At 38.0% G+C, this 22,697-nt stretch carries 18 protein-coding genes; all 18 read left to right on the forward strand.

Annotated features, from left to right (window positions below; all coding sequences use genetic code 11):
* Nucleotides 1-244 precede the first annotated feature (244 nt).
* Nucleotides 245-1,450: a GGDEF domain-containing protein gene (locus AC1RFD_RS00005; protein ID WP_066037826.1), complete on the forward strand. Its 1,206-nt coding sequence runs from the start codon at nucleotides 245-247 to the stop codon at nucleotides 1,448-1,450.
* 108 nt (nucleotides 1,451-1,558) lie between these two features.
* Nucleotides 1,559-1,918 carry an Asp23/Gls24 family envelope stress response protein gene (locus AC1RFD_RS00010; RefSeq protein ID WP_004269431.1) on the forward strand — a complete coding sequence of 120 codons (360 nt, stop codon included), beginning with the start codon at nucleotides 1,559-1,561 and terminating at the stop codon, nucleotides 1,916-1,918.
* An 18-nt stretch (nucleotides 1,919-1,936) separates the two neighbouring features.
* A complete protein-coding gene (locus AC1RFD_RS00015) occupies nucleotides 1,937-3,586 on the forward strand; it encodes a DAK2 domain-containing protein (protein WP_281115362.1) in 1,650 nt (549 codons plus the stop codon).
* Nucleotides 3,587-3,937: 351 nt separating this feature from the next.
* A complete protein-coding gene (gene sdaAB, locus AC1RFD_RS00020; RefSeq protein ID WP_492474396.1) occupies nucleotides 3,938-4,600 on the forward strand; it encodes an L-serine ammonia-lyase, iron-sulfur-dependent subunit beta in 663 nt (220 codons plus the stop codon).
* 14 nt (nucleotides 4,601-4,614) lie between these two features.
* Nucleotides 4,615-5,523, forward strand: coding sequence for an L-serine ammonia-lyase, iron-sulfur-dependent, subunit alpha (gene sdaAA, locus AC1RFD_RS00025; protein ID WP_004269428.1), 909 nt, complete (start codon nucleotides 4,615-4,617; stop codon nucleotides 5,521-5,523).
* 160 nt (nucleotides 5,524-5,683) lie between these two features.
* Nucleotides 5,684-6,544: a LysR family transcriptional regulator gene (locus tag AC1RFD_RS00030; protein WP_066037825.1), complete on the forward strand. Its 861-nt coding sequence runs from the start codon at nucleotides 5,684-5,686 to the stop codon at nucleotides 6,542-6,544.
* Between the two features lie 296 nt (nucleotides 6,545-6,840).
* Nucleotides 6,841-8,244, forward strand: a complete 1,404-nt coding sequence (locus AC1RFD_RS00035) for a YfcC family protein (protein ID WP_492474397.1) — start codon at nucleotides 6,841-6,843, stop codon at nucleotides 8,242-8,244.
* A gap of 12 nt (nucleotides 8,245-8,256) precedes the next feature.
* Nucleotides 8,257-9,408, forward strand: a complete 1,152-nt coding sequence (locus AC1RFD_RS00040; RefSeq protein WP_054550501.1) for a M20 metallopeptidase family protein — start codon at nucleotides 8,257-8,259, stop codon at nucleotides 9,406-9,408.
* A 33-nt stretch (nucleotides 9,409-9,441) separates the two neighbouring features.
* Nucleotides 9,442-10,545, forward strand: coding sequence for a mandelate racemase/muconate lactonizing enzyme family protein (locus AC1RFD_RS00045; protein WP_492474398.1), 1,104 nt, complete (start codon nucleotides 9,442-9,444; stop codon nucleotides 10,543-10,545).
* 133 nt (nucleotides 10,546-10,678) lie between these two features.
* On the forward strand, nucleotides 10,679-12,724 hold the full coding sequence (gene recG / locus AC1RFD_RS00050; protein WP_492474399.1) for an ATP-dependent DNA helicase RecG: 2,046 nt from the start codon (nucleotides 10,679-10,681) through the stop codon (nucleotides 12,722-12,724).
* A gap of 132 nt (nucleotides 12,725-12,856) precedes the next feature.
* A complete protein-coding gene (fapR, locus tag AC1RFD_RS00055) occupies nucleotides 12,857-13,429 on the forward strand; it encodes a transcription factor FapR (protein ID WP_004269421.1) in 573 nt (190 codons plus the stop codon).
* Nucleotides 13,430-13,431: 2 nt separating this feature from the next.
* Complete coding sequence (gene plsX / locus AC1RFD_RS00060; protein WP_048391651.1) at nucleotides 13,432-14,424, forward strand: phosphate acyltransferase PlsX; 993 nt, start codon at nucleotides 13,432-13,434, stop codon at nucleotides 14,422-14,424.
* Between the two features lie 18 nt (nucleotides 14,425-14,442).
* Nucleotides 14,443-15,396 carry an ACP S-malonyltransferase gene (fabD, locus tag AC1RFD_RS00065; RefSeq protein ID WP_269898932.1) on the forward strand — a complete coding sequence of 318 codons (954 nt, stop codon included), beginning with the start codon at nucleotides 14,443-14,445 and terminating at the stop codon, nucleotides 15,394-15,396.
* On the forward strand, nucleotides 15,389-16,135 hold the full coding sequence (gene fabG, locus AC1RFD_RS00070) for a 3-oxoacyl-[acyl-carrier-protein] reductase (RefSeq protein ID WP_004269418.1): 747 nt from the start codon (nucleotides 15,389-15,391) through the stop codon (nucleotides 16,133-16,135). The genes fabD and fabG overlap by 8 nt, the downstream gene beginning before the upstream one ends.
* 58 nt (nucleotides 16,136-16,193) lie before the next feature.
* A complete protein-coding gene (acpP, locus tag AC1RFD_RS00075; RefSeq protein WP_009371143.1) occupies nucleotides 16,194-16,430 on the forward strand; it encodes an acyl carrier protein in 237 nt (78 codons plus the stop codon).
* Between the two features lie 388 nt (nucleotides 16,431-16,818).
* A complete protein-coding gene (gene rnc, locus AC1RFD_RS00080; RefSeq protein WP_012293239.1) occupies nucleotides 16,819-17,583 on the forward strand; it encodes a ribonuclease III in 765 nt (254 codons plus the stop codon).
* Nucleotides 17,584-17,586: 3 nt separating this feature from the next.
* Entirely contained in the window at nucleotides 17,587-21,168 is a 3,582-nt protein-coding gene (smc, locus tag AC1RFD_RS00085) for a chromosome segregation protein SMC (RefSeq protein ID WP_054550505.1), read from the forward strand.
* Nucleotides 21,165-22,442, forward strand: a complete 1,278-nt coding sequence (ftsY, locus tag AC1RFD_RS00090) for a signal recognition particle-docking protein FtsY (protein WP_054550506.1) — start codon at nucleotides 21,165-21,167, stop codon at nucleotides 22,440-22,442. Before smc ends, ftsY begins: the two co-directional genes overlap by 4 nt.
* The last annotated feature ends 255 nt before the right edge of the window (nucleotides 22,443-22,697 follow it).

The raw sequence follows: 22,697 nt of genomic DNA on the forward strand, positions 1-22,697 counted from the left end.
ACGATTGCATGTGGATAGTGCGTTTAAAGAGATGCCTGTTATGATTGACACGCTTATTAAAAGTCTATTTTAGCCAAATAAATTTTTCGATATTTAATTGAATACAATGTAAAAAGTTGATGCTATAAAGGTATCAACTTTTTTATTTATCAGAAAAATTTAGATTGACTTGTATTTTTCGTTATCATGACGATACATATAGGACATTATAATTATTTGAAAGTGGGCATGAGGAGAGAGCATGATGGAAAATCAAGAAAAATTAGCTTTTTCTATTCGCGAAGAAATGGTTCAGTCGAATTTAAAAGGGATGAGAATAGTTGCTTGGACACTCATGTATGTATCAGTCATTATTTCGTTAATACATTATGGAGAGGTATTTTTTGTGAAGGCGGAAAGAGCCATGGTTCCCGTCTATATTGCCATTCATATCGCTATGTTTTATATAGATGTTGCAGTATTATTGTTTATCCGAGAAAAGCGAATTCATATTACTCCTGTTAATATACAGAAGTATGAACGGTTGGTTGTTGTTTATATTTACACAATAATGCTTTTGATTACTGCGATATCGGTATTGGATGTTTACTTTTTCCGTCATGCAGCACTCTATGAGGTTATTTTAATCATTATTTGTACAGTATTCGCGTTACCTTTACGAAAAATTGTCTGGATTATTTTGCTTTCTGCATCAGCCATTATTGTGAGTGCATATATGAGTGCTGGAATATCGAGTGAAAATATAAAAATTATATTACCCATGTCATTATTAATACCTATTGGTGTAATGATTCAATATCAGACCTATAAGGTTCGTAAACAAATCCATACCCAGCATATTTTATTGAATGAGGAAATGACTAAAACGAAGCGACTATCAGAATTGTTGGCTATTAAAAATAATGAATTAGCAGAGCAAGCATTAAAAGATTCTTTAACGAATCTACCTAATCGACGTGCATTTAACCAAAAATTGAATAAGATCGGACAGCAACTTTATCAAACACAACCTTTAACAGTCATAATGATTGATATTGATTGCTTTAAAAAATTTAATGATTATTATGGTCATTTGCAGGGAGATGCAGCAATTGTCAAAGTCGCATCTCTATTGGAGGAAATTGCAGGGAAGTATAATGCATTTGTTGCCCGTTGGGGTGGCGAGGAGTTTGTTATGATAAGCCAGCATACTCATAAGGTTGCTGAACCTGTATGTGAAGAAATCTTAGAAGAAATTCGACAACTTAATATACCGCATTTACAATCTACTATTGCCCAACAAGTTACTGTTAGTATTGGAATGTGTCAAGCTAAAATCGCAAAATATGAGCATTTACAAACATGTTGTGAATTAGCTGACCAAGCGCTATATTTGGCAAAGCAAAACGGACGAAATAACTATTTCTGCAAAATGGCAATTTTTGATGAAGAAGCAAATGCGTCTATTTGAAGTCAGAAAACGTTGCTACGAAGCCCTTCAATACCCCCTTAGGTTGCTTAAATTATAACGAAAGTGTTACAATATAGTTTAGTCAAAAAGAGCCAAGGGGGCATTTCTATGTCAATTGAATTAAACAATGAATTCGGCCAAATTGATATTTCAACAGATGTACTTGCACAAATTGCTGGTGGAGCTGCTGTAGAATGCTACGGTATTGTTGGCATGGCATCTAAACATCAAATTCGTGATGGTCTAACTGATATTTTACGTAAAGAAAACTTCGCAAAAGGTGTTGTAATTCGACAACAGGACGACGATTTACATATAGATATGTACATTATTGTTAGTTACGGGACAAAAATTTCGGAAGTGGCTTATCAAGTACAATCGAAAGTGAAATATACAGTAGATAAAACATTAGGTATGAGCGTAAAATCTGTCAATATCTTTGTACAGGGCGTTCGTGTAGCGAATTAAGAGGAGGAACTAAATCGAATGCAGTCTTTAGACGGTATAAAGTTTGCTGAAATGGTACAAATGGGGGCGCATCACCTATACCAAAATGCAAATTATGTAGATTCATTAAATGTTTTCCCCGTTCCAGATGGTGATACAGGTACAAATATGAACTTATCGATGACATCTGGTGCAAAGGAAACAGAGCATGCTGCTTCAGAGCATATTGGTAAAACAGCACAGGCATTATCAAAAGGCTTGTTAATGGGAGCGCGTGGGAATTCAGGCGTTATTCTATCTCAGTTATTCCGTGGTTTTGGGAAGTTTATTGAGAAGGAGTCAACAATTGATGCAAAGGGCTTTGCTGGAGCATTCCAAGCGGGTGTTGATACGGCATATAAAGCTGTTATGAAGCCAGTAGAAGGAACAATTTTAACGGTGGCACGTGAAGCTGCGAAAAAAGGTGTAGAAGTAGCAGAAACTGAAAACGATATCATTGCCGTAATGGAAGCTTTTACAGCAGAGGCAAAGGCATCGTTGGATCGTACACCTGACCTACTGCCTGTTTTAAAAGAAGTTGGTGTGGTAGATAGTGGTGGTCAAGGCTTACTATTTGTGTATGAAGGATTTTTAGCTTCCTTAAAGGGGGAGGCTCTTCCGGAGAAAAATGATGCGACGCTAGATGATTTAATCAATGCAGAACATCATAGAGCCCAAGATTTCATGAACACTGCTGATATTGAATTTGGTTACTGTACAGAAATAATGGTACGCTTAGAAGAAGGAAAAGAACCTTTTAATGAAGAACAATTCCGTAATGAATTAAATCCTTTAGGTGATTCTTTACTTGTTATTTCAGATGAGGAAATTGCGAAGGTTCATATCCATTCCGAGCAACCAGGTTCTGTTCTATCAATTGGCCAAAAATACGGTAGTCTTATAAAAATTAAAGTTGATAATATGCGTGAGCAGCATTCAGCAATCGTTGGCGAGGAACATAAAGCCCCTACGCCTGCTAAAAAAGTAGAAAAACATCCATATGCTATTGTAACGATTGCTATGGGTGAAGGTGTGGCAGAATTATTGCGCTCTATCGGTGCTTCCTATGTCATTGAAGGCGGTCAAACAATGAATCCTTCAACTGAAGATATCGTGAAGGCTGTACAAGAAATCGGTGCAGAGAAAGTATTAATCTTACCGAATAATAAAAATATAGTGATGGCAGCGGAGCAAGCGGTTGAACTATTAGAAATTGATGCAGCAGTAGTTCCTACGAAGACGATTCCTCAAGGAATGGCAGCGATTTTAGCGTTTAACCCAGAGGCAGCTGTTGATGTAAATAAAAAAACAATGTCAGAAGCATTTACAAATGTGAAGACAGGTCAAGTTACCTATGCAGTGCGTGATACATCTATTGATGGTGTTGAAATTCACAAAGATGATTTTATGGCATTGGCAGAAGGAAAAATTGTCCTTTCTACACCAGCACTAAAGGATGCAGCTGAAAAAGTAATTAAGGATTTAGTCGATGAAGATGCTGAGATTGTTACAGTCATTTATGGTGAAGATACAACTGAACAAGCTGCCTCTGAGTTGGTAGCTTTCATAGAAGAGAACTATCCGGATGTAGAAGTTGAATTATTTGATGGTAAACAAGGGTTATATCCATATATTATTTCAGTAGAATAATTACATGCTACTTTGCTATTCCGTAAAGAAAGCAGTGCACAAAACGTGTACTGCTTTTGTTTATGCTACAAAGAGAATGTTGGATTAAATTTATTAAAAACATACTAAATATGAATCATTCAATGTACGTACCCACAGGATATAAAATTTGGAAATATTGGAATATCGCCGCTTTCGTAGTTGTGTATATATGGTACGGACAATAAATAAGCATAAATATTTACTATAAATTATAGTAGTGGTAATTTTCTGAAAGTTGATAAATTAAATGCTTTACTTTTATAGTAACTATCAAGCATGATATAAATAAAAATAAATATTATTATACGAATAGAATAGAGGGGTGTTTGTATGAAGTTTACTTCAGTATTTGATATTATTGGACCAGTCATGATTGGGCCTTCCTCCTCTCATACGGCAGGAGCAGCTCGCATCGGGCGTGTTGCAAGGGATTTATTTGGTAGACAACCTAAATGGGCAAAAATTCATTTATATGGATCATTTGCAGAAACGTATAGAGGGCATGGTACAGATGTTGCGATTGTAGGAGGCTTATTAAATTACGATACATTTGATGATCGTATTAAAACGGCATTTGAAGATGCCAAAAAAGCAGGATTAGAATACGAATTCATTCCTGAAACAGCTAATACCGAGCATCCAAATACGGCTCGACTTGTCATTGGAGACGATGAAGGGGAAATATCAGTAGTCGGTATTTCAATTGGTGGCGGAAAAATTGAAGTCAGTGAAGTCAATGGCTTTAAGTTACGTTTAACTGGTGGTATGCCAGCTATTCTTGTTGTTCATGACGATCGTGCTGGCTGTATTGCCAATGTAGCCAATTGCTTGGCGATGCATGAAGTCAACATTGGGCATATGGAGGTATCACGTATCGAACGTGGTTTAACTGCTTTGATGGTGATTGAAGTTGATCAAAACATTGAGGATAAGGTGCTACAGCAAATATCTTTAATTCCATATATTACAAAGGTCTCAAAAATTAATAACTAAGGAGGTGTCCCGTGATGGACGTTTTATTTCATAATGTTCGTGAACTTGTTGAACGAGCAGAGAAAGAAGATAAATTAATATCAGAAATTATGATTGAACAAGAAATATTGATAACTGGTAGAACGCGTGAAGAAATCATCCAGCAAATGGATCGAAATTTAACAGTGATGGAAGAAGCAATTGAACGTGGATTACAAGGTGTGCAATCAGTAACAGGTTTAACTGGTGGGGATGCCGTATTACTTCAAAATTATATTGCACAAGGAAAGTCACTTTCAGGTGATTTATTATTAGATGCAGTAAGTAAAGCGGTTGCAACTAATGAAGTAAATGCTGCAATGGGAACAATCTGTGCAACACCAACAGCAGGTTCAGCAGGTGTAGTACCAGGAACACTGTTTGCAGTAAAAAACAAACTAAATCCAACTCGTGAGCAAATGATTCGTTATTTATTTACGTCAGGAGCATTTGGATTTGTGGTAGCCAATAACGCTTCCATTTCTGGGGCTGCTGGTGGTTGTCAGGCAGAGGTTGGTTCAGCTGCAGGTATGGCTGCAGCTGCTATTGTCGAAATGGCTGGAGGTACACCACAGCAATGTTCAGAAGCTTTTGCCATTACATTAAAAAACATGCTAGGTCTTGTTTGTGATCCAGTGGCAGGCTTGGTTGAAGTGCCTTGTGTCAAACGTAATGCAATGGGTGCATCTAACTCCCTAGTAGCGGCGGATATGGCACTTGCTGGTGTAACAAGTCGTATTCCGTGTGATGAAGTAATTGGTGCTATGTATCGCATTGGACAATCTATGAGTCCTAATCTTAAAGAGACGGCACGAGGCGGTCTAGCTGCAACACCAACAGGGAAGGCGATCAGTAAAGCCATCCTTGAAAATGGTGGCTTACAAAGCATTAAAGCACTTCAATAAATATAAGAAACATGCTATCTAAATAGGTAGCATGTTTTTATGTTGGTTGATAACTTACTGGAAAGAAAAAACCTCTTACGTACATAGTCGATTTAAGTATAATTAAATTTTAATAAGGAAATATATTTATCTTAATTATATAGCAGGGACGTGAATAGAGATGGATTTGCGTAATTTGAAAACATTTCATGTTGTTTCAACTTACCTCAACTTTACAAAAGCGGCTGAAATTCTTAATTATAGCCAGCCTACAATTAGCCAACAGATTAAAGCGTTAGAGGAAGAGTTAGGCCATATCTTAATTAATCGAATGGGTAAGAAAATGTTTCTTTCTCAAGTAGGAAAAATAGTAAAGGAACATACAGATCAATTATTTGGGATTATTGAAGAAATGGAACAGGATTTGAAGAATTTCGAAAAGCCATTTGGTCATTTGACAATCGCTGCACCAGAGTTTTATTGCGGCTATTATTTATCACATATTATCGGTTCGTTTTTAAAACAGTACCCTCAGGTAAACCTAAAACTTCTTTGTGCCAATAGTAAAGAAACAGCCAAACTTGTGAGTTCAAACCAAGCAGATATAGGTTTTGTAGCTGGATCCCCTAGTTACGCTGGTGTAGAGGGGATTTTATTGGAGGAAGAGGATTTAGTATTGGTTGGAAATCCGCTTATTATAAAGGATCGCACTGTGCAGGAAATATTTGATGATTATCCCTTTATAACCTATGGAATGGATGACTGTATTGTCAGTTGCCTGCAAGAAATTAAGTGTAAGCCACAAACAATAGTGGAATTTGGAAGCGAGGAAGCAATTAAGAGAGCAGTAATGGAACAAGTGGGTCTAGCCTTGTTGAGTGATATTATTATTCAAAAAGAGGTAACAAAAGGGAGTCTTCAAGTTCTGTACCGATTCCCTAAAAAGTTACCCACTTATTTAATTTTTCCTCAAAATGCTAAAACATTTAGTAATGTAAGTACATTTATTGATTTAGTTAAAGACACATGGAAAACAATTTAATTGGTTTGTATATCGAAAAGAATGAAAAGAATGTTGCTGCCTGGTGAAATCGCAGGGATGTAACGTTCTTTTTATTTGTAATTTTTTTGATGTATCTCGATGAATTTATATGTAAATTTATCAATAGTAACTATTCAAAATAGTAATTTTTTATTTATTTTTTTATCAATTACAATGAATAAGACGGAAATTTCAAAAAAAGGGGATGGCTTTTTATGTTGGAGAGATATGTTACGTATTGATAGTGGACATAAAAATTTGTATTTATTCAATGATTCAACTAAGGAGGATGGCGGATGACTAAATTTATAGCTAATAAAGAAATAGAGCAACAAAAAGGAATCAATGTTTATGTGTTAATCATTTGCCTTATTGTTGTATCTTCCATTTTAACGTATTTTATTCCAGCTGGTTCATTTCAACGGGAAGAAGTTAATGGACGTCAAGTGATTCAACCTGGGACATTTAGTTTTACAGATATGAACCCCATTGGCTTTTTGGATATTTTTAGCAGTGTACATTCAGGCATGATGCAAGGAGCAAGTATTATTTTCTTCGTATTGATTGTAGGAGGTACCTTTGGAATACTATCAGCCACAGGGGCATTAGAATCCTTTATCGCCATGCTATCTGTAAAAATGGCAAAACGCGAAATGTTAATAATACCAGTATTAATGTTGTTTTTCGCCTGTGCTGGGTCATTAATGGGGATGTCTGATGAAACGATTGTATATGTAGGGATTCTTGCACCGCTTGCTGTTGCCCTAGGGTTTGATGCAATTACAGGTTTTGCAATTGTTATTCTTGGTGCATCTGTCGGATTTTCGGCAGCTGTTATGAATCCGTTTACAGTAGGAATAGCGCAAGAGATTGCGGGCTTGCCATTATTTTCAGGGATTGCTTTTCGAATTGTCATTTTTGTTGTCTTATACACAGTAGCAACAATATATGTTTATCGCTATGCAAGAAAAGTGAAAAATAATCCTAAACTCGGCTTTTATGGAAATTTTCGCAATGATGAGGGTGATTTCGTACAGGGGAATTCGAAAATGGAAATAAGACATAAGCTTGTTATGGCTACATTTCTTTTGAATTTTATCGTATTGATGTACGGGGTTGTAAAACTAGGTTGGTACATTACTGAAATAGCTGGTTTATTTTTATTGTTTGGTATTTTAATGGGGCTTATTGGCAAATTATCACCTTCGCATATTGCTAATTCATTTATGAAGGGCGCAGGTGATTTAGTTGGTGGCGCTCTTATCATTGGGTTAGCTCAGTCTATTTTAGTGATTTTCAATAACTCAGGATTAATTGATACAATTCTCTTTTACACATCTGCATTGCTTGATTCAGTTCCACCTGCACTAAATGCTGTAGGGATGTTTATCTTCCAGTTATTTTTAAATTTTTTAGTACCATCAGGAAGTGGACAGGCTGCCTTAACGATGCCAATTATGGCACCTTTATCAGATATGATCGGTGTTACAAGACAAACAGCCGTACTTGCCTATCAATTTGGCGATGGTATGTCGAATATTATATTCCCAACAGTAGGTTTTTTAATGGCGGGATTATCAATTGCGGGTATTCCTTGGGGTAAATGGATAAAGTGGATTTTTCCGTTTATGCTTATTCAAGTAACAGTTGCGGTAATATCGCTCATTATTGCACAAGTCATACAATACGGACCTTTCTAAAGGAGTTTAACAATGGAAATAATGAATATAAAAAAATTAGCAGAAAAGGCAATAGAGGATCGCCGTCATCTGCACCAATACCCAGAGCTTTCTGGTGAAGAATACGAAACAAGTGAGTTTATTCGCAAAAGACTAGAGGAGTTAGATATAGAAATTCTAGATTATGAACCTCCAGGTGTAGTGGCGTTTATAAAAGGGACAAAGGGAACAAAAACTATTGCATTACGTGCCGATATAGATGCCTTACCTATAAAAGAAGAGGGAGACAAACCGTACATTTCAGACAGGCAAGGTGTTGCTCATATGTGTGGCCATGATGGTCATACAGCGATTTTATTAGCAGTTGCAACATGGATAAGCTTAAATAGAGAGAAAATCGAGCCGAATATCAAGCTTATATTTCAATCAGCAGAGGAAATCACGCCAAGTGGCGCTGATTTATTAATTCAAAAAGGTGTGTTGGAAGATATAGATGCTATTTTTGGCATTCACTTATGGCAAGGTTTAGAGAAAGGGAAGATAGGTTTAACACATGGACCGATGATGGCTTCTATTGATGATTTTGAAATTATAATTCAAGGGTATGGTGGTCATGGTTCGATGCCACATGAAACAATTGATCCTATTTATATAGCTAGCCATTTAATGCAAGCTTTTCAAAGTATCATAAGTAGAAATGTCAATCCTATCGATGCGGGTGTCATTACAGTTGGTAATATACAAGCGGGAACCACTTATAATATTATTCCTGATACGGCAAAATTAACTGGAACGATCAGAGCATTGACACCGAACACTGTAAAAATCATTAAAACGAAAATGGTAAGTTTAACAGAAGGGATTTGCCGAGCATTTGGAGCAGAAGGAAAAATCGATTTTATTTTAGGAACACCTCCGCTCGTCAATGATCCAACACAATCACGATTTATTGAATCGATTGTACGGGAACAATTCGGAGATACCGCATTTAAGGTAGTCGAACCAGTCATGGGTGGAGAAGATTTTTCTTATTATTTACAACATAAGCCTGGAGCATTTGTTTTTGTAGGTATGGGTGGTGAAAAAAGCCAATATCCACATCATCATCCACGATTTGATCTAGATGAAGATGTTTTCCCTGATGCGATTCAACTATTTATAAATATTATCTTGCAACATAAATAATCAGACTATTTATACGAAAAGGAGTTTTACATCGTGATAAAAAAGATTGAAGTGTTTGCAGCACGTTTACAATTAAAGGAACCCTTCGTTATTTCTTATGTTCATTTAGATGATATGCCAACTATTCTTACCAGAATCGAGACGGATGAGGGTGTAGTTGGCTGGGGCGAAGCTGTGCCTGATCAAAATGTGACGGGTGAAACTTGGGAGAGCACGTATCACGTTATTAAACATGAACTAGCGCCATTACTGATTGATGAAGATCCATTTGCAGTAGACCGTATCCATAAAAAGTTTAATGAAAAAATTGATGGAGTCCCTTCAGCAAAAGCCGCATTGGACATTGCACTCTACGATTTGATGGGGAAAATGACTGGTCAACCAGTTTATCAATTAATTGGTGGAAAAGCACATGAGGAATTACAGGTGCCAAGAGTGATTAGCATTAAGAGTCCTGAGGAAATGGCTAAAGATGCAAGTGAATTTGTAAAATCGGGTTTCCGTAATATTAAAATTAAGGTTGGTACAAATGCTGATTTAGATATTGCTCGTATTCGTGCTGTAAGAGAAGCAATAGGTGAGGAGGTGCAACTGCGAGTAGATGCCAATCAAGGTTGGAATAGAATGGAGACACTAAAAGTAATAAGAGAAACTACAGCTTGTCATGTAGACTGGTACGAGCAACCTGTAAAAGCACATGATTTAAGAGCGTTAAAAGAAATCAGAGCCCTTTCACCTTGTAGTATTATGGTAGACGAAGGTGTTCATAATATTTATGATTTAGTCGATGTCATAGAAATGCGTGCTGCCGATATGCTAAATATAAAATTAATGAAATCAGGTGGAATCTATCCAGCTTTAGCGCTTGCAAGTCTTGCGGAGGCTGCAGAGATGCCTTGCCAAGTTGGCTCTATGGTTGAATCAGCAATCGGAACAATGGCTGGGGCACACCTAGCCATCAGTAAGTCGATTATCCATACAAACGAGATGGTCGGACCATTAATGTTTGTAAAAGATGTGGCAAATGTTACATACTATAAAGACATCCTGCAGTTAAGTGATAAAGCTGGATTAGGAATAGAAGTTGATGAGCAATATGTGAAAGAAATTACATGTTTCTCCTGTGAAATTATATAATCAAAAGTTTAACCCTATCAATCATTGGTAGGGTTTTTGCTTATGTGTAGGGTTAGGGAAATAATTTATGGTACATTAGATAGAGAGAGTATAACACTACATAAACAATCAATGAAGGGAGTTGTGGGATAAGATGACTGAATTATATGGACCCGTCAATGAATTAAAAGGCGTCGGGAAAGAAACAGCAGCCCATCTTGAATCACTAGGAATCAATACAATAGCTGATTTATTATGGACGTTCCCACATCGACATGAAGATTTTCGTTTAAAAGATTTAGCGCAAACACCACATAACGAACGGGTTACAGTTGAGTGTAAGGTGGAGCGGGAGCCTACGATTTTATTTTTAGGTCGTAATAAGTCAAGACTCCAAGTAACTGTTTTAGCAGGAAGACATTTAGTGAAAGTCGTATTTTTCAATCAGGGCTATTTAAAGCAAAAGCTTGTACCTGGTTCCATTATTACGGTGACTGGTAAATGGGATCGAGGTAGACAAGTAATCAATGGCACTTCAGTTACATTTGGTCCTAAAACAGATCAAGTTGACTTTGAGCCTGTCTATAGTCTGAAAGGCTTGATCCCCCAAAAAAGATTTCGAAAATATATGCGACAAGTGTTAGACGATTGTGGAGAAGTACTGCCAGAGACCATTCCATATTATTTACAAGAGTCGTATAAGCTTGTTTCAATAAGAGAGGGCTTGGAGGGTATTCATTTTCCACTGGATGCTGGGCACGCTAAACAAGCAAGGAGACGCTTTGCCTATGAGGAGCTATTAAACTTCCAATTGCGTATTCAAGCTTTACGGAAAATAAGGAAGGATAGTGAACACGGTACAGTTATTCAATTTAATGTGCATAAGTTACGAGATTTTATCGCTTCCTTACCCTATGAATTAACGAATGCTCAAAAACGCGTGGTGAATGAAATTTGTAAGGATTTGAAGGAGCCGCATCGAATGAATCGCTTGCTACAAGGGGATGTAGGTTCGGGTAAAACCGTTGTAGCAGCAATAGGGCTATATGCAGCCGTAACAGCAGGTTTTCAAGGAGCCTTAATGGCACCAACTGAAATATTAGCAGAACAGCACTTAGAGAATTTGAAAGAATGGTTCCAACCATTTGGTGTACGTGTTGCACTCTTATCCGGGTCCACTAAAACAAAAGAGCGACGTGTGATATTAGCTGATTTGGCAAATGGAGATCTTGATATTGTTATTGGTACACATGCACTAATCCAGCCAGATGTTATTTTTCATAAACTTGGCTTTGTCATCACGGATGAACAGCACCGCTTTGGTGTGGAGCAACGACGTATTTTGCGTGATAAAGGGGAGAATCCCGATGTGCTTTTTATGACAGCTACCCCGATACCACGAACATTAGCTATTACTGCATTTGGGGAAATGGACGTATCAATGATTGATGAAATGCCAGCAGGGCGTAAGCAGATTGAAACGCATTGGATGAAGAAAGAACAATTCGGCTCCGTTTTATCTAAGCTAGAATTAGAGCTAGCGGCTGGAAGACAAGCCTATGCGATTTGTCCGCTTATCGAGGAATCCGATAAGCTTGATGTTCAGAATGCTGTGGAAATTTATGAGCAGCTAGCGACTTATTTTAAATATCGTTATCATGTTGGTTTAATGCATGGGCGTTTATCAGCTGATGAAAAAGATGCGGTTATGCGTGCTTTTAGTGAAGGGACTATTCAAGTTTTAGTTTCTACAACCGTTGTAGAGGTAGGTGTAAATGTACCAAATGCTACCTTTATGCTTGTCTATGATGCTGAACGCTTTGGCCTAGCGCAGTTGCATCAACTTCGAGGTCGTGTTGGTCGTGGTGAGCACCAATCATACTGTATTTTACTTGCAGATCCTAAGTCTGATGAGGGGAAAGAACGTATGCAATCGATGACAGAAACAAATGATGGTTTCCGTTTAGCTGAAAAAGATCTTGAATTAAGGGGACCAGGAGACTTTTTTGGTAGAAAGCAAAGTGGTTTACCTGATTTTAAAGTAGCTGATTTAGTACATGATTATCGTATATTGGAGACCGCTAGAAAAGATGCCTCAGAGATGCTTGAAACAAAAGAGTTTTGGCAGGATGACGACTATCAATACTTGCGTAAAATGCTAGAAGATACTGGTGTTTTACAAGGAGAGCGCTTCGATTAATCTGAGAAGCTTGTTAGCACAGAAAGAATGTAAGTACTTGATTTCAAAACAAGTCTTGCATTCTTTTTTTATACTCTATATACTGATATTAGTACCAAGTGCTAATAACAACTCAAAAGGTGGCGAATGAAGTTGAGACGAACGAAAAAAGAGCGACAGCGACTACTATCTGAAACGATAGCTGAAAATCCATTCGTCACAGATGAACAGCTAGCAACACAGTTTCAGGTAAGTGTCCAAACAATTCGTTTAGACCGTATGGAATTATCAATACCAGAATTACGCGAGCGAATTAAAGATGTTGCTTCAAAAAACTATGAAAATGAAGTGAAATCTCTCCCGATTGATGAGGTCATTGGGGAGATAGTAGATATTGAATTAGATCATCGAGCACTCTCGATTTTTGATGTACAAGAAGAGCATGTTTTTCAGCGTAATGGCATCGCACGTGGGCATCATTTGTTTGCGCAAGCAAATTCATTAGCGGTTGCAGTAATTGATGACGAACTAGCATTAACCGTACATTCCAATATTACGTTTGTGAAACCTGTACGAGCTGGAAATCGTGTTATTACAAAAGCGATTGTTATCGGACGAGATGAACAAACACACCGAACAAAAGTTGAGGTAACATCTACCGTTAATGGTGAAACCGTTTTTGTTGGTGAGTTTGATATGTACCGCACGAAAGGTAAAGGTGAGTAACAATGAAATTAGCGCTTGATGGAATGGGTGGAGACAATGCACCAAAGTCAGTTGTTGAAGGTGCACTTTTAGCATTAGAGCAAATTCCAAACTTAGAAATTCAACTATATGGTCATCAAGATAAGCTGGAACCATTTTTAAAACAACATGATCGATTAAAGGTTATACATTGTGAGGAAGCAGTAGAAGGAACTGATGATCCTGCCCGTGCTGTTCGTAGAAAAAAGGATTCTTCCATGGCACGTATGATGGATGCAGTAGAAGAGGGTAAAGCAGATGCTTGCCTTTCTGCAGGGAACACAGGGGCCCTGATGGCGGGTGGCCTATTTAAAGTAGGTCGCATTGAGGGAATAGCTAGACCAGCATTAGCTACAACGCTACCAACATTAGACGGTAAAGGGTTTTTGATGCTTGATTTAGGGGCAAATGCAGATGCTCGCCCAGAGCATTTAGTGCAATATGCCATTATGGGTGATATTTATGCTAAAAAGGTTGGAGGTTTGCAAAAACCACGAATTGGCTTATTAAATATCGGTACCGAGGATAAAAAAGGGAATGAATTAACAAAAGCTGCCTTCGAATTATTGAAGGAAGCAGATTTGAATTTTATTGGAAATGTAGAAGCACGTGATTTACTTGAAGGAGTAGCTGATGTTGTTGTAACAGATGGCTTTACAGGAAATATGGTGTTGAAGTCTATTGAAGGGACAGCAGGTGCTTTATTTTCTATGTTAAAAGAGGCCTTTATGTCTTCAACGAAAACGAAAATTTCAGCAGCGCTCATGAAAAATAATTTACGTGACTTGAAAAATAAAATGGACTATACAGAGTATGGTGGCGCAGGATTGTTTGGCTTACAAGCACCTGTTATTAAGGCACATGGATCATCAAATGCGAAAGCGATTTTCAGTGCCATTCGACAAGCCAATACGATGGTAGAGCATACGGTTATTTCGACGATTACGGAGACAGTACGCCACATAGAAATTGATTAAGCAAAGGGGATTATTCAAATGACAAAAATAGCATTTATTTTTCCAGGACAGGGTTCACAAGTAGTTGGAATGGGTCAAGAGTTTGTTGAAAATGCTGCAGAAAGTAAAGCATTTTATGATCGCGCAGATCAAGCTCTTCAATTTGAATTATCTAAATTAATGTTAGAAGGTCCTGCAGAAGAGTTAACACTGACATATCATGCACAGCCAGCGCTACTTACTACTGGTGTAATGGTGGCTGAAAAGTTACGCGCAGCAGGTATTCAACCACACTACGCAGCGGGTCATTCACTTGGAGAATATGGTGCATTGGTGTTAGCAGGTGTTATGTCATTTGATGATGCTGTGTCAATCGTGCATAAACGAGGTCTTTATATGAATGAAGCTGTGCCAGCAGGTCAAGGCGCAATGGCGGCAATTTTAGGAATGGAACTAGAGGCATTGAACGAGGTAACAGAGCAGGTATCAGCATCAGGTGACTCTGTTCAGGTGGCTAATGTGAATTGTCCAGGACAAATTGTTATTTCGGGCACTAAAGAAGGTGTGGATAAAGCAAGTGTTGCTGCCAAAGAAGCTGGTGCAAAACGAGCAATACCTTTAGTTGTAAGTGGTCCCTTCCACTCTGATTTAATGCGTCCATCTTCAGAGAAACTGCAAGCAGCATTGGCAGAGATTTCTTTATCTGCACCTAAAATCCCTGTAATTGGCAATGTGATGGCGAAGGAATTAAAAGATGTAGCAGCAATACAACAAGAGCTAGTTGAACAGGTATACAGTGCTGTTCAATGGGAAGCTTCTATGCGTGAAATGCTTGCGCAAGGTGTTGACGTCTTTATTGAATGTGGACCTGGTAAAGTATTAAGCGGTCTCTTGAAAAAAATTGATCGCTCTGTTGCAACTTATTGTGTTTATGATGAAGCTTCGTTAGAAGCAGTTTTAGAAGCGTCGAAGGAGTGGTCAATTAATGCGTAAATTAGAAGGAAAAGTAGCTGTTGTAACAGGAGCTTCAAGAGGGATTGGACGTGCTATTGCTTTAAAGCTTGCAGAAGAAGGTGCTAAGGTTGTTGTGAACTATAGTGGCTCTCAGGCAAAAGCAGAAGAAGTAGTAGCGATGATTCAAGAAAACGGTGGCGAAGCAATTGCTGTACAAGCTAGCGTCTCTCAGACAGAAGAAGTGACAGCATTAATGGATGCTGCTGTGAAAACATACGGCTCCCTTGATATTTTAGTGAATAATGCTGGTATTACAAGAGATAACTTGATCATGCGTATGAAAGAAGACGAATGGGACGATGTTTTAAATACGAACCTTAAAGGTGTTTTCCTTTGTACAAAAGCGGTCACACGTCAAATGATGAAGCAACGTGCAGGTCGCATTATTAACATTTCTTCCATCGTTGGTGTAGCGGGTAATGCTGGTCAAGCCAACTATGTTGCGGCTAAAGCAGGTGTTATTGGACTAACGAAAACGACGGCAAAGGAATTAGCTTCTCGTAATATTTTAGTTAATGCTATTGCACCAGGTTTTATCGAAACAGAAATGACAGAACAATTGCCAGAGGATATCAAACAAGGTATGCTAACACAGATTCCTCTTGCGAAACTTGGTCAGCCAGAGGATATCGCAAAAGCAGTAGCTTTCCTAGCATCGGAGGACGCAAATTATATGACTGGACAAACGCTTCATATTGATGGCGGTATGGTTATGTAATTTCAATTAGGCATATAAGCTGATTTTTTGTATAATCATTTGAGGGGAGGTGAATCATTTGTCTACAGTATTAGAACGCGTAACAAAAGTAATCGTGGACCGTTTAGGTGTGGAAGAAAGCGAAGTAACGCTTGAAGCTTCTTTCCGTGATGATTTAGGTGCTGACTCATTAGACGTAGTTGAGCTTGTAATGGAGCTTGAAGACGAATTCGATATGGAAATTTCTGATGAAGATGCTGAAAAAATCTCAACAGTAGGTACTGCAATCTCATACATCGAAAGTAAATTAAACTAATTTCGTTAAAACTTTATTTAGTGAAAATAGATCACCTCTAATGGTGTAATGGTCATCGTAATCATACAATGGTTTTATGGTAGCTTGAATAAAGTAGAAATTACTTTTTCTGCATTCCTTGTTTGAAGGAGCAGATTCAATGAATGAAGATGTATTTAAAGGGGACGAAATGGATCGGTTTTCGATCTATTAACGTCCCTTTTTTATGTTAAAAATCTAATGACCAGTCAGCTTCAAAATTCTCTCTCATGGGAGATGCATGCTGTATTAAGAGGAATTTTATGAAAAATTTCCAAAACATTGTGTTTGAGCCGAAATACTTTTGCATAAACGCCCTGAAAAAGGTACACTAAAACGGTAGAAACTATTAGGAAGGCAGATTTGTTCAATGGCTATGAAAAGAAAAGGAACTATGCAGAAATCTGGCGTACTTCCTGAAAAAGTACGCAACCAATTTGAGCTGTTACAGCATGAATTAAATATCACATTTATTAATAAAAATTTATTGTATCAAGCATTCACGCATTCATCTTATGTGAATGAGCATCGCCGTAAATTATTTACGGATAATGAGCGTCTTGAATTTTTAGGAGACGCAGTACTTGAACTGTCTGTTTCTAAATATCTTTTTGAGAAATACCCAAATATGAGCGAGGGTGAGTTAACAAAGCTAAGAGCTTCCATTGTATGTGAGCCATCACTAGTGATTTTTGCTAACGAGCTAGGCTTTGGACGCTTTGTATTACTTGGAAAAGGTGAGGAATTAACAGGTGGTCGGGAACGTCCAGCGCTGCTTGCAGATGTCTTTGAATCATTTGTAGGTGCACTCTATTTAGATCAAGATTTACAAACGGTCGTGTCATTTTTAGAACGAATCGTGTTCCCAAAAGTAGAAGTCGGTGCTTTTTCGCATGTGATGGATTTTAAAAGTCAATTGCAAGAAATGGTACAGCAAACGAATAATGGACTTCTTCATTATGAGATTATCGATGAAAAAGGCCCAGCACATAATCGTACCTTTGTATCAAGCGTATTATTAAATGGACAAGAGCTTGGTATTGGTCGTGGAAAATCAAAAAAAGAAGCCGAGCAGCAAGCTGCACAATGTGCAATGCGGATGATGCGTGAAGAAGCTGCAAAAGAGGAGGCTTAATAGATGTTCCTAAAACGACTAGAAGTGATTGGCTTTAAATCTTTTGCGGAACGCATTGGAATTGATTTTGTACCTGGTGTTACAGCCGTTGTTGGACCAAATGGCAGTGGAAAAAGTAATGTCACAGATGCGATTCGTTGGGTACTTGGGGAGCAATCGGCAAAGTCGTTACGTGGAGCAAAGATGGAAGATGTTATTTTCGCTGGGAGTGACTCTCGTAAGCCACTCAACTTTGCAGAAGTAACACTTATTTTAGATAATACTGATGAGCAACTTGCTTTTTCTTATACAGAAGTCAGTGTAACAAGACGCGTATACCGTTCAGGTGATAGTGAATATTTATTAAATAACCAACAGTGTCGCCTGAAGGATATTACGGACTTGTTTATGGATTCAGGACTTGGGAAAGAGGCATTTTCAATTATCTCTCAAGGTCGTGTTGATGAAATTTTAAATAGTCGACCTGATGACCGTCGTTCTATTTTTGAAGAGGCAGCTGGCGTTTTAAAGTATAAAATAAGAAAGAAAAAAGCTGAGCATAAGCTTGTTGAGACAGATGAAAATTTGTATCGTGTATTAGACATTCTCCATGAATTAGACAACCGATTAGAGCCGCTTGAAATGCAGGCATCTAGTGCAAGAGATTATGTACAAATGTCTTCTGAGCTAAAGGATTTTGATATTGCAATTCTTGTGCATGATTTTAAAAATTGTGCACAATCTTTGCATGCGCTTAAAGAGGAATTTACGAAGCTTTCTGCAACAGAGCTAGAACAAGCTCAAAATATTTCAATGATTGATAAACAGACCGCCAATATACGTAAGCTATTAAAAGATCTAGATGATTATTTGGATGTTTCGCAGGCTGAGCTTGTCAATGCCACTATGGAGGTAGAGCGTTGGGATGGTCGTAAGGCATTAATGGCTGAAAAACGCCAAAATGCATCGAATCAACTATTACAACTGAATACAACATTACAAGAGGCTAAGGCGGAAGTAGAATTACTCCTGGTTCAAGAACAGGAGAAAAAAGAAGTGTTCTCCGAGAAGCAACAAGCCGTATCAGTATTAAAGCAGAGCATCAAGCAGTTAGAACAATCATTAAATCGGTCTGTGACAGAAATCGAGGAAGAAATAGAAGACTATAAAAATCGATATATTGATTCATTAAATGAAGAAGCAACAGTCAAGAATGAATTAAAAAATATCGATCAGCAATTAGCTCAACAAAAGGCAATGGCGGCAAAAATGTCCGATCAAACAGATGAAATTGGACAAGAGCTTATGCAAATCATTGCTGAAAAAGAAAAGCTAGTGGTTGAACATGCTTTGACAACCAATGATTTACAGAAAAAATTAGAGCAATATGAAACCTTACAAATACAGTTGAAAAATGTCAATATTTCTTTTAGCGAAAAACAGGATATGTTGTACAAAGCGTATCAACACCAACAACAACTAAAGGCTAGAAAAGATACATTAGCTGAACTCGAAGCTGATTTTTCTGGGTTCTTCCAAGGTGTTAAAGAAGTCTTGCTTGCTCGAGATAAAGGTGATTTACAAGGTATTGAGGGTGCTGTAGCAGAGTTAATCCAAGTTGAAGGAAAGTATTCACAAGCTATTGAAACAGCTTTAGGTGCTGCCTCTCAACATATTGTCACAACCAATGAGCGAGATGCGCAACAGGCTATTCACTGGTTAAAACAAAAACGGGCTGGACGTGCTACTTTTTTACCGAAAACAGTCATGAAATCACGCAAAATTAATCCAGGAACTATTCAGCTAGCAACTGAACATCCTGCCTTTGTTCAAATGGCAGATGCACTTGTCACTTTTAATGAAGATAATCGAACAATTGTTGAAAATCTATTAGGGAATGTCATCGTGGCATCAAATTTAGAAGGCGCAAGTCAAATTGCCCGATTATGTGGTTTCCGATACCGAGTTGTCACACTTGAAGGAGATATTGTTAATGCAGGGGGTTCCTTAACAGGTGGTGCACTGAAACAGCAATCCTCACTCTTTACAAGAAAAGCAGAGTTAGATGATTTAATCATTAAGCTAGAATCGTTACAGGCTTCCATTTATAGTGCTGAACAGGCTGTTGCAGCCGAAAAAGAGAAGCTTGCAGTACTGCGAGATCAAGTAGAGCAATTAAAGCTTGAAGGAGAGCAATTACGAAAAGATGAGATGCAACAGTCAAGTCGTATTCGTGAGCTAGAAGTCGTAGAAAAAAGCTTATCGGCTAGAGTAACCTTTGCTTCAACTGAAACAAAAGATGTAAAAACACGTGAGGAAGCATTGTTAACACAAAAGCAAGCAGCAGAGGAGCGCTTAAATACCCTTGCTGTAGAGCTTGTCGAAATCAATGAAACTGTCGAACAATTAAGTAAGGTAAAGTTACAGGGGGAGACAGAGAAAGATGTCTTACGAGAACAGCTTGCCGAAAAACGTTCACAGCTAGCGGTTATGCAAGAACAAATGTCACAAGTTCAAATTACGACTGCTGAACTGGCACTACAATTAAACAAAGCACAACAAAAAGTTAAAAATATTTCTCAGGAAATAATGTGGCTTCAATCTGATGAATCGACAAATCATTTAAGTGATGAAGAGGTCGAGGAACAGGTTGTGACATGGAAAGCAAGAAGAGATGCCTTACAAGAGACTATTTCTGAAAAGAAAGAGCAGAAAATAGGACAACAACAAGAACTCTCTACATTAGAAGAACAACTCAAGGAACTACAGCGTATTCATAAAGGATATCTTGAAGCAATTCGTGCCAATGAGTTAAAACGTAATCGTGTAGAATTTGAAATGGATAATTTTATCGAACAACTCGAAGAAAATTATCAGTTAACTTTCGAAGAGGCTGAGAAAGAAGCTCTGGCAATAGAAGATGAAGAGTTTGTGCGAAGACGTGTTAAATTGTTAAAAAGATCTATTGAAGAGCTAGGACCTGTTAATTTAAGTGCGATTGAGGAATATGATAGAGTACTAGAACGTCATACTTTCTTAACTGAACAACGAGAGGACTTGCTTGCTGCACAGGAAACATTACATGAAGCAATCAAAGAAATGGATGAAGAAATGACGATGCGCTTTAGTGAAACGTTTTATGCTATTAGAGAGCAATTTAAACGTGTTTTCCGTGAATTGTTTGGCGGGGGGCAAGCTGATTTGGTTTTAATTGACCCACAAAATTTATTGGAAACAGGTATTGAAATTGTTGCACAGCCTCCAGGAAAAAAATTACAGAATTTAAGTTTGCTTTCTGGTGGTGAGCGTGCACTTACGGCCATTGCTTTACTATTCTCCATCTTAAATATTCGACCTGTACCATTTTGTATTCTGGATGAAGTAGAGGCGGCTTTAGATGAAGCGAATGTTGTGCGTTATAGCCAATATTTGAAAAAGTTTAGTCTCGACACACAATTCATTGTGATTACTCATCGTAAAGGAACAATGGAGGGAGCTGATGTCTTGTATGGTATAACAATGCAAGAATCAGGTGTGTCGAAACTTGTATCAGTAAAACTAGAAGATGAACCCGTACTTGCGGAGCAAAGGAGCGAACAAGCATGAGTTTTTTTAAACGTTTAAAAGATAAATTAATGGGTAATCCAGCAGAGGAAGAGAAGCTAGACGCAACCGACAACGAACAGGAATCTGACCATTCGGAGCCGGAGTTTAAAGAATCAAACGAACCTGCTGCCATTGAGACCGTTGATCTAAAAGTGTCTGAACAAGATGAAGAATCACCAGAAATGGCGATTGTGAAAGAAGTCGACGTGGAAGCCGAGCCCTCACCTGAAATAGAAGAAGCACAGCTAGATCTTCAGGAGCTAGCAGTAGTAGAGGATGAACCACTGGAAGAGAAAAAGCCTTCTGCTTGGTCAATAACACAAAAATTCAAGGCTGGCCTTGAAAAAACACGTAATTCTTTTACATCAAAAGTGAATGACCTTGTTGCACGCTATCGTAAAGTGGATGAGGATTTCTTTGAAGAATTAGAGGACTTACTATTACAGGCTGATGTTGGATTTGAAACAGTCATGGAACTCATGGATAAACTGCGTTATGAAGTGCAACGTAAAAATATTAAAGATACAAATGGCATTCAAGCTGTGATTTCTGAGAAGCTTGTAGAGATTTACGAGCAAGGTGAGGAAGATTTAATTGAACTAACTATGCAGCCAGATGGTGAACTAACGGTTATTCTATTTGTTGGCGTAAATGGTGTTGGGAAAACAACAACGATAGGTAAGCTAGCACACCGTTTAAAGTCTCAAGGGAAAACGGTTGTATTAGCTGCGGGTGATACGTTCCGTGCAGGTGCTATTGATCAATTACAAGTATGGGGAGATCGTGTTGGTTGTGAGGTTATTAAACAATCAGAAGGCTCTGACCCAGCAGCAGTTATGTATGATGCGATTCGTGCAGCAAAAAACAGAAAAGCGGATGTGTTGATTTGTGATACAGCGGGACGCTTGCAGAACAAAGTGAACCTAATGAATGAGCTTGAAAAAGTTCATCGTGTTATTTCACGTGAAATTCCAAATGCTCCACATGAAGTATTATTAGCATTAGATGCAACAACTGGCCAAAATGCGCTTGTTCAAGCACAAACATTTAAAGAGGCAACGAATGTGACAGGGATTGTTTTAACAAAGTTAGACGGTACTGCTAAAGGGGGTATTGTTCTTGCTATTCGTAACAAGCTGCACATTCCTGTAAAATTTGTGGGTCTTGGTGAGAAAATGGATGATTTACAGCCATTTGATGCAGAACGATATGTCTATGGACTATTTGCTGATGGTTTGGATAAGGAACTACAAAATAATGATGAAAACAGCTAACAGTGGCTGAATAGTTTTATATTGAATGCCATATATCTCTTTTCTATTCAGAAAGCAGGATGCTTAGTTTGCTTCAGCTTTTGAACAAAATTGGATAAAGTGACACTGACACATAATAGATAAAAACGCTCGATTGTGTATAGGTGAATCGACTTGTTTAAAAGAGTAATACTAGCCAAAGGCAAAAAATGCCTGAAAGCTGTAATTTAGGCTTTTAGACAAGGAGATTACCTTGACACAGACGGGCGCTTTTCG

The sequence above is a fragment of the Lysinibacillus sp. GW823-FHT02G10 genome, assembly GCF_058797135.1.